At 46.9% G+C, this 16,888-nt stretch carries 4 protein-coding genes and 2 pseudogenes; all 6 read left to right on the top strand.

The genetic code is table 11. The annotated features are described in order from the left end of the window. Nucleotides 1–829: 829 nt before the first annotated feature. A pseudogene (locus tag OU793_RS22550) lies at nucleotides 830–6,157 on the top strand (neuraminidase-like domain-containing protein); the annotation flags it as partial. A gap of 1,174 nt (nucleotides 6,158–7,331) precedes the next feature. After that, complete coding sequence (locus tag OU793_RS22545) at nucleotides 7,332–8,519, top strand: hypothetical protein (RefSeq protein ID WP_274647844.1); 1,188 nt, start codon at nucleotides 7,332–7,334, stop codon at nucleotides 8,517–8,519. 49 nt (nucleotides 8,520–8,568) lie between these two features. Further along, on the top strand, nucleotides 8,569–12,840 hold the full coding sequence (locus OU793_RS22540; RefSeq protein WP_159408197.1) for a SpvB/TcaC N-terminal domain-containing protein: 4,272 nt from the start codon (nucleotides 8,569–8,571) through the stop codon (nucleotides 12,838–12,840). A gap of 150 nt (nucleotides 12,841–12,990) precedes the next feature. Further along, nucleotides 12,991–15,861: an RHS repeat domain-containing protein gene (locus OU793_RS22535; protein ID WP_159408198.1), complete on the top strand. Its 2,871-nt coding sequence runs from the start codon at nucleotides 12,991–12,993 to the stop codon at nucleotides 15,859–15,861. A 321-nt stretch (nucleotides 15,862–16,182) separates the two neighbouring features. After that, complete coding sequence (locus tag OU793_RS22530; protein WP_236578081.1) at nucleotides 16,183–16,344, top strand: hypothetical protein; 162 nt, start codon at nucleotides 16,183–16,185, stop codon at nucleotides 16,342–16,344. Nucleotides 16,345–16,359: 15 nt separating this feature from the next. Then, nucleotides 16,360–16,888, top strand: a pseudogene (locus OU793_RS22525) (hypothetical protein); the annotation flags it as partial.

The following is a 16,888-nucleotide window of genomic DNA, read 5'->3' as shown; positions in this document are numbered from 1 at the left end:
ATGACACTCTCCAATTTCATGTTGGAAATGTGTCAACCTTATTTAGGACGGTACATAGCCTAGGGGCACTTTTAAAGCTCTTTCGAACCAAAACGAAGAAGGAGCGTTCCCTCAAGTCCGTATGGTGTACCAGATGGAGGTGACAACTACAGTGTAACCTTATTTACGATTACTATCTTAGTGGGAACGATTGTGAATAGCAGCTTGGTACTATTTTTAACACCTTCAGTTTTTAATGTTGAGCACACATAACTGGTGTTAAAAATGTTTAGTAGACCACATTATAATGTGTACTTGGAGCGTCTCAGTGTTTCATTCTTTCACGTAAGCAAGGAATAAGCCTTAAGGATTAATGGAGTTTATTAGTTCTGGTGCGCATTTTAACCGGATTAGCATAGACAGCGATGCCTCTTGCTTGCATTCTTGATCAAAATTACGTTCTGTTTGGTCAGCAATCATGCAAAGGATATTGAGCTCAACTTCAGTTCCTTTTTCGTCATAAACATAAACCAACAAATTTTGGAGTTGCTCTGCTCCCTCAAGTTTCGCTAACTTGTACGTTGAGTTCGTGCAGTTTCATCTCAGGTTTTATTGTCTTTATCTTCGTGATTTGATTAAAGCCATTCTTTTGTTGACTAATTTTTATCCCCTCTGCACAACGACATATAGTTGTCTTCTATGGAAAAAAAGGGAAGTATTCAGCGCAATTTCTTAATTACAAAACTTTCATTTGCGTTGGTTGAATATGTGACGCATTTGCGATTTTTAACTTTGCGCTTTTGGTTAGTATCTTACCTACATAACAATCATTCTAAGATGAGAACTAAATATGTCTAATAGATCACCGTCGTCTCAATTATTTGAGCACCATAGCGCTTCCTTAGAAAAAATGGACTATACCAGTCCAATGGATATTGCAGCGTCAACTTTCTCTAGTTTCTTTCAACAATGCAGAGGCTGTTTAAGTAAGAGCGAGGCCAAACAGGTATATCGTGAGGCGAAAAGTTACCGCCAACAACTCCAAGCGAAAACTCGCAAAGTTTTAACCCATTCCAACCCACAGCTTAAACATGTGCAGCATCTAGCAATCGATTCGTTGCAACAAGAATCGCTTGATTACGAAGCTTTGTTCGGTCAACGTGCCGATGCTTACGTCTCCGAATCTTCGGTAGCATCGATGTTTTCTCCTGCTGCTTATCTGACCGAGTTATACCGAGAAGGTAAGCAATTGCACACCAGTGACCAGCCGCAATATCTGGATAAACGCCGACCGGATCTGAAATCGTTATCGCTGAGTCAGAGCAGCTTAGACACCGAAGTGACAACCTTGGCGCTATCCAATGAAATCCTGTTGAACACCATTCAAAACAGGACTGATAAAAATGCCAACCAGGTATACGACTCCCTTGCCAGCACGGCTTATCCGTTTGATCTGCCGTATCACAAACCTTTTACCAACATAGAAACGGCACTGACAAGGCAAAACAGCAGTTTTGAAGCTCTTGCCCAAGCTCTAGCGCCGAGCCAAAGTGTCGGTGCTTTCCCAATAAATACCCGCACAGCCTATGCAAACCACCTGTCGCCGGGCCTGAGAAAGCTATTGCTGGAGCCGATTCCCAGTGAAAGTGAAGAGGCAGAACTGAACAGTGCGTTGCTGCGCCATTTTGGTACAGCCGATATTGAGCAATTGTCTGATGTAGAATATTTTTGTCAGCGGGTAGATATTACCCGAGCAGAACTGGATGCGTATCTGGCCCTGCCGGGCTTTGTGCAGAGCTTAAATACCTTTTCTAGCCATAGATTCACCACCGAACCAATTCCGGTCAATCCTGAGACTTATGGTGCTAGCTATGTCAATGATACATCGATAGAGGGGAATTTCATTGCTGTGATAGATGACTCGTTGCGGTGGGATACTTCAACACTGATGAGGACGGGCGGTGCCACTTCGGAGTGCAATTTGTTGCCTAATGTTGATGGCGATAAAATTCGATTTATTTACAAATTCACCAAACATTACACTTCAACGGGATGGGATTCGTTAACTGTCAGAGTGAATAGGAAAGTCGTTGAGACGCGAGCTGTGTACGATTCTTATCAGAACTGGCTAGAATTTTTCGTGCCGTTGGCTGGTAATATGAGTGGTAAGATAGAGATAGAGCACCACCCAGAATGGTCCACGTTAACCTACACTAAATCCCATCAAGGTCTTTCCGCAACTGCGCTCATTCGTTTGTCAAAGGTTATCCGCTACACCCAAAAAACCGGCCTTTCCCCCGCCGCGTTGGACAGCTTGATTGCCCTGTCGCAAGGCAGTGCTGCAACAGTATCCGACATCACTGAAAATACGTTGTTACTATCCGCCCGCGCCCTAGAATACCAACAGCGCTATTCCTTAAGCGAGGACGATGCATTGGTGCTGGCTGGGGCGGACATCAACGCCTACGCTCCGGCGGGCGAGCTGAGCCAGTTCGACCGACTATTTAACAATCCACCACTCAACGATGTTGCGTTTACCACCAACGATGCTAACGACACTATCAGTTTTGACCCGGATGATACAGCGTATGTACAAGAACGCGCTGTCCTAAAGCGCGCGTTAGGCGTCGATGATGCAGGACTAGCAACTCTGGCTGCTATTGTGGATCACGATGATTTTGCTTGGGCGCGCAGCCTGGCTAACCTCAGCACACTGTACCGTGTGGGATTATGGGCAAGGATGCATGATTTAACTCCACAAGAACTACAACGCTTGCTGCAGTTGAACGGAAAAAAAGAGGATCTGCTATTTGCCTCTAATACTTTGCTTGCCGACTACTTGGATGCCATCTACAACACCAGTCAATGGTTGGTTGCACAGCAACTGAGTGTGGCAGAATTGAACGTGATGACGACTAACGTTTATCCCGAAACAATGACGTCGGAAGTAGATGGTTTCATCCGCACACTGTATCAAGCACTAAAAGCGAACAATGTAGCCTCCATATCGGAAATCGACTCTCTCCATCAATTGCTTGCACCTCACATCGCCGCCACCTTTGGTTTGGATAATGTGGATAGCGCCATAACGCAGCAAGTGTGGGTAGAACAAATTGCTGTAGATCAAGGCTTGAGTTTAACCGACATGGCTTCTTTCTGTGATGCCATTGTCAGTTATTGCGAAATCGATACACCGACTTCAGAAAGTGCTCAGTTGGTGACCTTCAGCCAAGCCTTAGGTCAGTTGGCATTTATCATTCAATACTGGAAATTGAACGCAGCGGCATTAAAATTGGCGGTGAATAAACCATCAACGTTAGGAAGCAATCTGACTGACAAGCTGGCGCTTAACTTGAATACCCAACAAGCTCTAAATCGCTATAAAACGCTACAATTATGTGCCGGTGAAGCGATCAGTGAATGTTTGACTCTATTGGATACCAATCAGCTTGATACTGCAGTGCTCGCCCGTTGGTTAGATATGCCAGAAAGTGAAGTAGCAGAGGCCGCCAAGTGTGTAGGTGCCGACTCGGCTAACCTAAACGCCAGTCAAGCCGTCTTTATGATGGAATGGTTGGATCAATCAGTCAGTCTAGGGTTGTCGGTCCAAGCTCTAGGCGATTTGTTGAACAGCGAAATTGATCAACCTTACTCTGAATGGCAAAATCTTACTGGAGCGCTTGTAGCTGGTATGACGGATTCTTCCAAACGGAACCAGATGAACATTCTACTTGGTGAATCGCTCAGTACCGCTCTGTGTGCTTATTTCATAAATACCGTAGCTCCTTCTTTACCTAGCAGCATATCCATAAAGAATCGTGACGAGCTATTTGATTATCTTCTGATTGACAATCAAGTGAGCGGGCAAATCACAACAACCCGTCTCGCTGAAGCCATCTCCAGTGTTCAGTTGTACATCAATCGTTGCCTACAAGGGCTTGAGGAGAGTGTTGACCGAAATCAATTGGTGGAGGCTTTCTTTACTCAATGGAATTCGTATAACAAACGCTACAGCACTTGGGCTGGCGTATCCAAATTAGCTTATTACCCGGAAAACTACATTGACCCGACGTTGCGTTATAATCAAAGTGGTCTTCAAGGCGAATTGCTTAATGAGTTGAATCAGAGCCAGTTGAATAAAGACTCGGTCGAAACGGCGTATTCCAATTATCTTAACGGTTTTGAAGGTATAGCTAACCTAAAAGTGCTGTGCGGTTACCACCATGCGGCAGAACTGAACAAAGGCTTAAGTTATTTTGTTGGTCGCAGCACCGCGACTCCTTATCGTTACTACTGGCGCAGCTTGAATCATGACTCTGGCGATGGAGTGGGTGGTTATCTAGCTTCCGCTTGGACTGACTGGGAAGAAATTCAAGGTCAAATCACCCCAATCAACGATGAAGTGCGTCCGGTTCTCTTCAATAACCGGCTGTATATCGCTTGGGTCTCGCAGCAAATGGTTTCGGACGAGGGCGCTCCGAGTGGTGAGCCGAGTGGTGAGCCGAATCTAAAGGCACAATACATCTTGCAGTTGAGCCACCGGAAAATCAATGGTAGCTGGGCGCCGGCGATGAGTTTTATGTTACCTGATATTCCGGAAAGCTTCTTTGACCATGAGCAACCTAAATTTAATCTGTATCTGTCCTACCATTCGTTGCAAGATGCAATTTTGTTCATGTTGTATGATCCTTCGCTTGTTCCTAATAATTATGATGGAATCGGCGTTGAAGGTCCTGCTTATGGTGGGTTTATCTACAACAACATGGAAAATGAGTTAATTACAGGGGAGGCTTGGAGCTCTATTTACTCGCTTTACTCACATAACTTGAACAACCGCTATAAGCCGAACAAATTGATTCGCTATATCAATGCAGTATCGTATGCTGTTAACGTTACGCCGTCTACTCCAAGTGATACGACGGAGCCTGAGTGGTTAGTCGTCAATAATGTCGATATTGTGGATGAAGGTGTGGACAACCTAAACCTTCCGATTGAGCTGTCATATACCGCGCAAGCAGTGATTCAGATTACAGATTTATCTTCTGAGCCGGATGCTGTGTTGGAGTACGAGGAAATTGAGGAGGATGTCGGAACTGAATTTAATGTAGACTCACTTGAGGTAACTGTTACTAAGGTTGATCATAGCTTTAGGTTTAGACTTAGGACAGTAATCACAACATATCCTGACGCCTTTGGAAATAATCCTGGTTCCATAACCATATATTTTGAGGGAGCGGCAAGAATAATACCAGCTGGACCTGCGAGAACACATGTTATTGATGGCTTAGAGTTATCGATTCCTTGGTCGAATACTGGTGGTCATTTTACCCGGTACGCGCGAGCGTCAGTTGTTGCTGACTACACAGGTGGGCCTCAACAGAGTTGGAAACAGCATTTCCGTTTAGGTCATACCCAATATATACCAGGCCGAGAATATACTTACTCTTGGGGTGAAGAAGAGATAACGTTAAGAAATGATGCCACGACAGACATTAGCAAGGATTACTCTTTCGATATTCATGGTGACGGCTTGGAGCAAACTAGAACCTTGACGGTGAGGCAGGATAAGGTTTTGGTGTACGAGAAAGATTTCAAGATAAATGTAACCAAAACCGATGCCGTCATCACCAATCCCACGGATAATATTGTGATCGTCAACGGTGACAACCAAGCTTCATATTTGGAAAATAACACTCACCCCAAGCGTACTCGGCTTAACACGCTGTTTGCACATGAACTCGTGATGCGTGCACAGTCAGGGCTAGATAATGTATTGAGTTGGGATACACAACAATTACCGGAGCCTAAGTTAGGGGATGGGACTTATGTAAAATTAGTTTTTGAACCGTACGATCCACAGATTCATGGGAATTCAAAAGAATTTACCATATACAATATTGAAGTTTTTAAAGGTTTGGACGCGTTTCCGGTTGCCTCTGGGACATTGAGTAAGGATCAGAAAACAGAGGTACAATTTTTCCTCTCTAGGCATCCGGATGCCTACGGTGATAAGGATCATTTATATGTTAAAGCTCAATATCAAAGTGGATGGACAGGACGCATATTATTTGATCGTACCGAAGATACGGACGACTTGGCACCAAAAGGTTGGTATCTGAAAGGCGAGTTGTTTGAAGGCCTTGATAGTGCACAGGCCCTGCAGGATAAAACTGAACCAATGGACTTCAATGGTGCCAACGGCTTGTATTTCTGGGAACTGTTTTACTACACACCAATGATGGTTGCTGAAAAATTACTGCAATCACAGAATTTTGAAGAAGCCGAGCGTTGGCTGAAATACATATTCAGTCCAGAGGGTTATCTGGAAGGTAAATTCCCAGAGCGCCATCATGTGGATCGTCAATGGAACTCTCGTCCACTGGAAGAAGATACCGCCTGGGATGAAACACAAGCTGATAGTACGGACCCGGATGTGGTAGCGCAAGCTGACCCGATGCACTACAAGGTTACCACCTTCATGAAGCTATTGGATTTGCTCATCGCTCGTGGTGATATGGCTTATCGTCAACTAGAACGCGATACCTTAGCTGAAGCTAAGATGTGGTATCTGAGTGCACTGCAGTTACTGGGGCCGCAACCGGACTTGCCTGAGCAAGGCAATTGGAGCAATCCGACATTGTCGCAGGCAGCCAGTGACACCACGATGCAACAAAGCTTGATGCTGATGGAACGTCTGGTGCGAGGAGAGACCTCAGAGTTAACGACTCTGGAGGCGCGCACTGCTAATTCATTGACTGCGCTGTTCTTACCTAGCCAAAATGACAAACTGAAAGGTTATTGGCAAACATTGGAGCTGCGTCTGTTCAATCTGCGCCACAATCTGAGTATTGACGGTCAACCATTAACCCTGCCTCTGTTTGCCGCGCCGGCTGATCCGAAGGCTCTGCAGAATGCCGCTGCCGCCAGTGCAGGAGGTTCTGATGCTCTGCCAAACAACGCAGCAATATCGATTCAACGCTTTCCTGTCATGTTGGAGAGTGCTCGTAACCTAGTTGGTCAACTGATCCAATATGGTAGTACGTTATCTTCTGTGTTGGAACGCAAAGATAGTGAAGCCCTCAATGCGCTACTGCAAACACAAGCACAAGAACTGATGCAGTACAGCCAACAGTTGCAGGACAAAACCATCGAGCAGTTACAAGCCGAACAAAAAGTCTTGTCTGCCAGCTTAGATGCCGCTACAACACGACGCGATAGCTATCAAGAGTTGTTAAATGAAGGTATTAGTACTATTGAACGTCAAAGTATTAACGAACGCATCGCCTCCAGCTCGATGTCTGTGGCAGCTAACGCAATGCGTTCCGCAGGGGCGGTTCTGGATATGGCGCCAAATGTCTTTGGTATGGCCGTGGGGGGAAGTCGCTGGGGCGCTGTTACCTCTGGCGCCAAATGTCTTTGGTATGGCCGTGGGGGGAAGTCGCTGGGGCGCTGTTACCTCAGCGATCGCTTCGGGTATGGACATTAGTGCTATAGGGTTGGCAACCGCCGCCGACGCGCACTCGATGACTGAGCAATATCGCCGTCGTCAACAAGAGTGGTCTATCCAACGAGATAGTGCTGCACATGAATGCGCGCAATTGGAGGCACAACAACATAGCTTAGCCGTTCAACTAGAAGCGGCTCAATTACAGAGAGACTATGTAGCGGCCCAACAGGCACAAACTCAAACTCAGTTGGACTTTCTCAAGACTAAATTCAGCAATGTTGAACTGTACAGCTGGATGCAAGGCCGTTTGTCTGCGGTGTTCTACCAATTCTACGATTTGACGGTTGCCCGTTGTATGAGGGCGGAGCTGGGTTACCAATGGGAAACTCAAGATCCTTCTTTCTTTATCCAACCCGGCGCTTGGGATGGTAACCATGCAGGATTGCTGAGCGGTGAAGCATTGTTGTTGAACTTAGCTCAGATGGAATCGGCTTATCTAGAGTGGGATGGACGAGCATTAGAAGTGAATCGTACGGTTTCGATGGCAAAGGAAATGGGAGTGGATAGTGCCGGATTTAATGCCGAAGTCAACCAGGTGTTGAACGATGCAGTGTCCTCATTACAGCCGCACACCTTGGAAATGGTAGAAATAATGGGTACCGAATCAAAGGTATTCACTGCAAGTATCGACTTGAATGCGTTGGCTATCGCAGATGATTACCCTGACGCTATGCTGAGTAACAGTGGCAGTTCGGTTCGTCGCATCAAACAAATCAGCGTGTCGCTACCAGCACTATTGGGGCCGTATGAAGATATTCAGGCGGTGTTAGGCTACAGCGGCAATGGCAACGGCATCCATCAAAGCTGTACGCACACCGCGATCTCACATGGCATCAACGACAGCGGCCAATTCCAGCTGGACTTCAATGACAGCAAATACCTGCCGTTTGAAGGGTTGCCGATCAATGGTGACGGCAGTGCCAAGTTAACCTTGTCATTCCCACATGCTGGGGATACTGGTAAACAACGGAGCATTCTGCAAAGCCTGAACGACATCGTGCTGCACATCCGCTACACCATCCTTACTGACTAACCATGGAGCCAGACCTTCCCCATCTCGATGGGGAAGGTTGGATCAATTTATGCAAAATATAAATAATCTGAAACTGGAAACCCCTACTCTGCCTGCAGGAGGAGGGAGTATTGGTGGGCTGAAAGGAGACATCGCCGGAGCTGGTCCGGACGGTGCCGCAACGCTCAGTATTCCACTGCCAATCAGCGCTGGGCGTGGTTTCGCCCCTTCTTTGCAATTGAGCTATCATAGCCGTGCTGGCAACAGTCCGTTCGGAATGGGTTGGAACATCAATGTGATGTCTATCCGACTTCGCACAAATAAAGGGGTGCCACATTATGATGGTACTGACTCTTTCGTCGGCCCAGATGGAGAGGTATTGGTGCCAGTCATGAGCGGAGGAACTCCCGAAATCCGTCAAGCCAGTACTTTATTAGGAGAGTCTCTTGGTGAGAGCTTTACGGTCCATGCCTACCGCTCCCGAACCGAAACAGATTTTAGTCGTTTGGAGTATTGGGTGTCCTCTTCGAGTGCTGCGACCACTTTTTGGGTGATCTACACCTCTGATGGCCAAGTACACTTACTGGGATATCAGGAACAGGCTCGCATTAATCACTCTGCGGTTCCGAGCCAGAGCGCGGTTTGGTTAATTGAGTCATCCGTATCTGCTACGGGTGAGCAAATATTCTGGCAGTACCGAGCTGAAGATGACACCTCGTGCAATCCTAGTGAAATCGCCACTCACTCAGATTCAGCAGCTCAGCGTTATCCAGTCGCGATTTGGTATGGCAACAAAAAAGCGGGGCGTACTCTACCGGCCATCAGTGCTTCTCCAATTCCTTCTGATTGGTTGTTTGCATTGGTCTTGGACTATGGAGAGCGGGGATTGGATGTGAATAGCGAACCCTCTTGGCTTGCTCCGGGGGAGGGGAATTGGTTGTGCCGACAGGATATGTTTTCTAGTTGGGAGCTCGGCTTTGAACTGCGTACGCGTCGCCTTTGTAGACAAGTATTAATGTATCACGATGTGACGGCTCTGAACGGAGAGGAAAATACTGGTGATGGCATGACGTTAGTTACCAGACTGCTTTTGGAGTATAACGAAAACTTGTCGGTCACGACGTTGGCTTCGCTGCGTCAAGTGGCTTATGAGCCAGCGGGCATAATGTGTGCGCTTCCTCCTCTGACATTCGATTGGCAAGAATTTACCCCACCAACGGAAGCTACTTGGCAGCCTCGTCACGATATGAGCAACCTGAATGCATTACAACCTTGGCAGATGGTTGACTTGCACGGTGAAGGTATGGCGGGGATTTTGTATCAAGATTCGGGAGCATGGTGGTATCGAGCGCCAGTTCGCCAAACAGGGGGATCTCAGGATGCAGTGACTTGGGAGTGCTCATCTCCTCTGCCATCCATTCCTTCCTTGCAAAGCGGAGGAATGCTTATGGACCTTGACGGAGATGGGTATCTTGAATGGGGCGTGACAAGTCCGAGCATGTCTGGGCATTATAAGCGAACGCCGGAACGAGAATGGCAAACCTTCACACCGTTATCGGCTTTACCGACGGAGTTTGCTCACCCTCAAACTCAATTAGCTGACATCACAGGCTCTGGATTGATGGACATGGTGCTCATTGGCCCCCGAAGTGTGCGTCTATACAATGGTACAAGCGACGGCTGGCAACAGGCGCAAACGGTGGCCCAATCAGCTGGTATCACGCTGCCTATTGTGAATGGTGATCAACAAACGTTAGTCGCTTTTAGTGATATGGCGGGGAGTGGTCAACAGCATTTAGTGGAAATTTGTGCAGATAGCGTTCGTTATTGGCCCAATTTGGGACATGGTGGCTTTGGCGAACCCATCGAGATGTCTGGGTTTAGTCAACCTGGAGATAGTTTTAACCCCGCTCAACTTTATCTAGCAGACATCGATGGCTCTGGTACCACCGACCTAATATATGCACAACATGACCACCTCCTGATTTATCTCAATCAGAGTGGCAACCAGTTTGCTGAAGCATTCCGTGTATCGTTGCCTGAAGGTACTCAGTATGATCGTACATGTACTTTACAACTGGCTGACATCACAGGCTTGGGCGTTGCCAGCCTAATTATGACCATTCCTCATCTCACAGTGCAACATTGGGTGTGCCATTTATCAGAGGCTAAGCCTTGGCTCCTGAAAGGAATGAACAATAATATGGGGGCAAATCATACATTAACTTACCGAAGTTCTGCCCAATATTGGCTGGATGAAAAGGCAAACTGTTTGGCGCAAGCGCTTCCAACTCCTGCATGTTATCTGCCATTTCCACTGCATACTCTGCAATGCACAGAGATCACCGATGAAGTCACCGGTAATCGTTTGGTTAGCACCGCTAGCTATCGACATGGAGTCTGGGATGGCCGTGAGAAGGAGTTCCGTGGGTTTGGTTTTGTTGAAGTTTACGATACCGATATTCTGACCGCGCAAGGCAGTGCGGCAGAAATCAGCATGCCGACTATCACTCGGAGTTGGTACGCGACAGGTTTATCTGAAGTAGACAAGGCATTAGTGAAGGAGTTTTGGTTAGGTGACAGTGCTGCTTTTAATGGATATACCCCTCGCTTTACCAGTGGTAGCGGCGACAATGAACAGACGCTGACTCCCGATGATAGTACATTGTTTTGGCTAAACCGTGGGCTGAAGGGCATGTTATTACGTAGTGAATTGTACGGTGATGACAACAGTAACCAGGTAGACGTACCGTACACAGTAACAGAAGTTCGCCCACAAGTACGTTTAATTGATGCAAGCAGCGACTTTCCGGTTGTTTGGCCTCATGAGATTGAGCATCGCAGCTATTATTACGAACGCGTCATCAGTGACCCTCAGTGCACTCAACAAGTGTTAATGAGCAGTGATGAGTATGGAAGGCCGTTGAATCAAGTTAATATCCACTACCCGCGTCGTATCCAACCCACAGACAGTCCATATCCTGATAGCTTACCTGAGACCCTGTTTGCTGATAGCTTCGATACACAGCAACAAAAGTTGCGCCTCACGCAAGCTCAGTACAGCACGCATTTATTACAGGATGTTAGTCAGGGTATTTGGTTCCATGGGCTCCCTAATGCGACACGCGAAGATGCATTTGAATATCCGGCAACTAAGGTTCCTGAGGATGGATTAACGTTAGAGGCGTTGCAGTCAGATAGCGACCTTTTGGCTGATAATGCGGCAACCTTCGTAGGTCAACAACAAACTTGGTATTTAGATATTGATGGTAATGAGACAAATCTTTTGCCTGCGTTCCCACCATTGGTCGCATTCAATGAAGGAGCAACCTTAGATAAGGCAATGGTTGACGAGCTTTCTGCTTATGTTGACTCGAACACCCTTGTTCAAGCTGGATACACATCGTCAGCGTACTTGTTCCCTCGCTCTACCGAGACAGAGTTGACGCTTTGGACTGTACGACAAGGTTACCCCACGTATGATGACTTTGAGCATTTTTTCCTTCCTAGCTCTTACCGAGATACGTTGCTGACAGGGGGTACAACCGTCACTCGAGATACTTACGACTGTGCCGTGATAAAAATACAAGATGCAGCGGGGTTAACGACTACCGCGGACTATGATTGGCGATTTTTGACTCCGGTTTGCACAACGGATGCGAATGATAACCAGAAGGTTGTAACGTTCGATGCTCTAGGGCGTGTCACTTCTGCTCGCTTTAGTGGTACGGAAAATAGTCAAACCGTGGGATACAGCGACAAAGCGTTTACGCCACCCAAAACGGTAGATAGCGCTTTAAGTTTAACGGCTCCTTTACCAGTGTACCTGAGTATGACTTACATTCCTGAAAGTTGGACGTGGGAGGGAGAGGAAAAATTGCCGCCACATGTTGTCACGCTGACCACAGACAGGTATGACACCGACGCTGCTCAGCAGGTTCGACAGACCGCTGTATTTGCGGATGGGTTTGGTCGTACACTGCAAACAACAGTTCGTCAAGTTGATGGAGAGGCTTTGCAGCGACAAGATGACGGTTCGCTTGTCACAGACGAGGCGGGAAATCCATTACTGGCTAACACGAACTTTCGCTGGGCGGTGTCTGGTAAGACGGAGTATGACAACAAAGGACAAGCTATCCGGACGTTCCAACCTTACTTTCTGGATAGCTGGAAATACCTTCGTGATGATAGTGCCCGACAAGACTTGTATGCAGATACTCACTACTACGACCCATTAGGTCGCGTGTGGCAAGTCGAAACTGCAAAAGGAGGCTTACGACGGACACTCACTACGCCGTGGTTCGTTGTCAGTGAAGACGAGAATGATACTGCGCAAGGTTAAGAACAGTCCAATTGAGATGGGATGCTAAGCCACAATAGGAATTGAAAATATTCCCAACTCGCCCCCAAACGGTCAGGGTTATCTCTGGCCGCCTGTTTTCCCTACCTTATCTCATCTTAAAAAGTTGTAAAATGTTAACAGGAAGATACTATGAATACATCCTTATTCAGCAATACCCCCTCAGTCACGGTTTTAGATAACCGTGGGCTGTCAGTGCGTGATATCGCATACTACCGCCACCCTGATGAGCCAACTACGACACAGGCTCGCATTACGCATCATCAGTACAATACTCGTGGCTCTCTAGAGCAAAGTGCAGACCCTCGTTTGCACCAGAGCGGAAAGGCAAACTTCCACTACTTGACTGACCTTGCAGGTCACGTTCTACGTACTCAGGGCGTAGATAATGGCACCTCAGTTAGTCTCAGCGATGCCGCAGGACGAGCTTTCATTGCCGTCAATAATATAAGTACAGCTGCCGACGGCTTGGAGGACACTAGCCAAGCGGTGACTCAAACTTGGCAATATGAGAATGTATCATTACCAGGTCGTCCACTGAGTATCACAGAGCAAGTTACAGGAGGGACCGCCCGTATCACAGAGCGATTTGTGTATGCGAGTAACACAGAAGCGGAAAAGGCCCACAACCTCGCAGGGCAGTGCATTAGCCACTACGATACGGCAGGCTTAGTCCAGACCGACAGCATTGCTCTTACTGGAGTTGCTCTTTCTGTCAGTCGCCGCTTGTTGAAAGATGCCGATAATCCAGATGTTGTAGCAGATTGGCAGGGAGGAGATGCTTCTGTTTGGAATGACCAGCTCAGTAACGAAAGCCATACGACCCTAACCATAGGGGACGCTACTGGTGCAGTACTGACCACGACTGATACGAAAGGCAATGTACAACGTGTAGCGTACGATGTATCGGGCTTGATGTCAGGCAGTTGGCTGACCCTGAAAGGGAAAGCAGAACAAACTATTGTAAAATCCTTGACGTATTCAGCGGCAGGACAAAAGCTGCGTGAAGAGCAGGGTAACGGTGTGGTCACGACATACTCATATGAGCCAGAAACGCAGCGTTTAATCGGGATAAGAACAGAGCGCCCGACAGGGTATGCTCTTGGTGCGAAGGTATTACAAGACCTTCGTTATGAGTATGATCCAGTAGGCAATGTGTTGAAAATCAATAACGACGCAGAAGAGACACGCTTCTGGCGTAATCAGAAAGTCGAACCGGAAAATACTTATACTTACGATAGCCTCTATCAATTGGTCAAGGCGACTGGTCGTGAAATGGCCAATGCTGGTCAGAAAAACAGTCACTTACCGTCCGCAATAATCCCCTTCTCTTCAGACAGCTCAGCGTATACAAACTACACTCGCACTTATACTTATGACGAGGTGGGTAACCTGACACAGGTCAAGCACAGTTCGCTGGCAACGGGTAATAACTATACAACCACGATGACCGTAAGCGACAGCAGTAACCGAAGTGTACAGAGTACGCTGACGGAAAACGTTTCGGACGTTGATGGGTTCTTTACCGTGGGCGGTCAACAAAACCAACTGCAATTAGGACAACACCTTATCTGGACACCGCGCAATGAATTGCTGAAGGCAACGCCAGTAATACGCGATGGTGATACGGATGACGTAGAGAGCTATCGTTATGATGCCGGCAGCCAACGCCTATTAAAAGTCAGTAAACAAAAGGCAGCAAACACTGTACAGACAGTGCGGGCACTTTATTTACCAGGGATAGAGTTACGCAGTGTCGCGCAGGGCAGCACAGAAACGGAAAACTTGCAGGTTATTACTATAGGTGAGGCCGGTCGGGCTCAGGTACGAGTGTTACACTGGGAAAAGGGCAAGCCAGGAGAAATAGATAATAACCAAGTAAGATACAGTTACGACAGCCTCATCGGTAGCTGCGCTCTAGAGGTAGACAGTAGTGGCCATGTCATCAGTATGGAAGAGTATTATCCGTATGGTGGAACCGCTATTTTAACGGCACGGAGCCAAGTGGAAGTGAATTATAAAACGGTCCGCTACTCAGGCAAAGAGCGTGATGCGACAGGGTTGTACTACTACGGTTACCGATACTACCAGCCGTGGGTGGGCAGATGGCTAAGCTCGGACCCGGCAGGCACCATAGATGGGTTAAATCTGTATAGGATGGTAAGGAATAATCCTGTGACGTTGGAAGATATTGATGGATTGGCACCTGTTCGTGGTACATCAATTTCTGAGAGAATAAAAAAATTACAGCTTCAAAATCAAACAGAGGGCAGTTCATCACCATCTCCTAGACCTCATTTTCAGAGGAGAAACTTCTCCGTTTCATCAAACGAGTTACCTTTAATGACGCAGGGGAAAACACCTCTTTCAACAAACCAACAGATTCCGGATGATCTGAATATATCTTCTGTGTCGCCTCCTGCTTCTTCAATATCAGCCGAGGCCGAAAGCACCGGAGATTCGGTGTTAAATAGGGCGAAAAAATTCACTCTATATCGTGCTGATGGACGAACCTATGAGCAGTTGCCCGAAGGATTCAAAGCATGGGTTCCTCTTGACACTGAGCAGGCTCGGAAGTTTGCTAGTATCTTTACTGGAAGCAAAGATACAAGTGGGTTACCAAAACACCTTATTGATAATATTGATAAATGGGGCGCAGCACCTAAATTACGCGATCTATCCACTTACATAAAATACACGAAAGACCGTTCTACCGTTTGGGTATCGACAGCGATAAATACAGCCGCGGGTGGGCAAAGCTCTGGAGCTCCGCTCTATGAGATATCAATGGAACTTTTTGAGTCGAAAATAATTAATAAAAAGATTGTGCCAGCACCAAAAGGACGTGAGAAAAACATGGAATATACATTATTGACAAATCATTCTGATATAAATCAATCATCAATTATCGCGCTAAACCATGGACCACTTGGTGATGAGGAAATCTCTTTCATTACAAAAATTCCACGAAGTAATTTTAAACCCTATTTAGGAAAGCGTTAAGATTATAATGGAATATCCTTTCGAAAATTTGACTTGTACTTAACAAAGCCTTCTTTAAGAGGAAGCAATAGCATGCAGTGTATAAAACAGACCATTTGCACCTGAACGGAAAGGGAAATATGTGTCAGAAGCTAGCTATTTTTCTTTTGAACATCCAGATGCGGCAGTAGATGCTCAAATGGTTGATATGAATAGTTAAGTCAGGCGCTATTTTCGAAGAGAAAGAAGGAGCTGAGTAGGTCAAGCGGTCAGGGTTATCTCTGGCCGCTTGTTCTCCCTACCTTGTCTTAAAAAGTTGTAAAATGTTAACAGGAAGATACTATGAATACATCCTTATTCAGCAATACTCCCTCAGTCACGGTTTTAGATAACCGTGGGCTGTCAGTGCGTGATATCGCATACTACCGCCACCCTGATGAGCCAACTACGACACAGGCACGCATTACGCATCATCAGTACAATATTCGTGGCTCTCTAGAGTAAAGTGCAGACCCTCGTTTGCACCAGAGCGGAAAGGCAAACTTCCACTACTTGACTGACCTTGCAGGTCACGTTCTACGTACTCAGGGCGTAGATAATGGCACCTCAGTTAGTCTCAGCGATGCCGCAGGACGAGCTTTCATTGCCGTCAATAATATAAGTACAGCTGCCGACGGCTTGGAGGACACTAGCCAAGCGGTGACTCGAACTTGGCAATATGAGAATGTATCATTACCAGGTCGTCCACTGAGTATCACAGAGCAAGTTACAGGAGGGACCGCCCGTATCACAGAGCGATTTGTGTATGCGAGTAACACAGAAGCGGAAAAGGCCCACAACCTCGCAGGGCAGTGCATTAGCCACTACGATACGGCAGGCTTAGTCCAGACCGACAGCATTGCTCTTACTGGAGTTGCTCTTTCTGTCAGTCGCCGCTTGTTGAAAGATGCCGATAATCCAGATGTTGTAGCAGATTGGCAGGGAGGAGATGCTTCTGTTTGGAATGAGCAACTCAGTAAAGAGGACTATGTCACGCTAACCACAACCG

Origin of the sequence: Vibrio sp. VP6, from assembly GCF_028823755.1 — a bacterium.
GTDB lineage: Bacteria > Pseudomonadota > Gammaproteobacteria > Enterobacterales > Vibrionaceae > Vibrio > Vibrio parahaemolyticus.
This window is presented reverse-complemented; position numbering and strand designations above follow the sequence as displayed.

What these genes read in the sequence shown, in the direction of transcription:
- OU793_RS22545 (WP_274647844.1), top strand. Translation starts at nt 7,332, where the DNA reads ATGTCTTTGGTATGGCCGTGGGGGGAAGTCGCTGGGGCGCTGTTACCT.
- OU793_RS22540 (WP_159408197.1), top strand. Translation starts at nt 8,569, where the DNA reads ATGCAAAATATAAATAATCTGAAACTGGAAACCCCTACTCTGCCTGCA.
- OU793_RS22535 (WP_159408198.1), top strand. Translation starts at nt 12,991, where the DNA reads ATGAATACATCCTTATTCAGCAATACCCCCTCAGTCACGGTTTTAGAT.
- OU793_RS22530 (WP_236578081.1), top strand. Translation starts at nt 16,183, where the DNA reads ATGAATACATCCTTATTCAGCAATACTCCCTCAGTCACGGTTTTAGAT.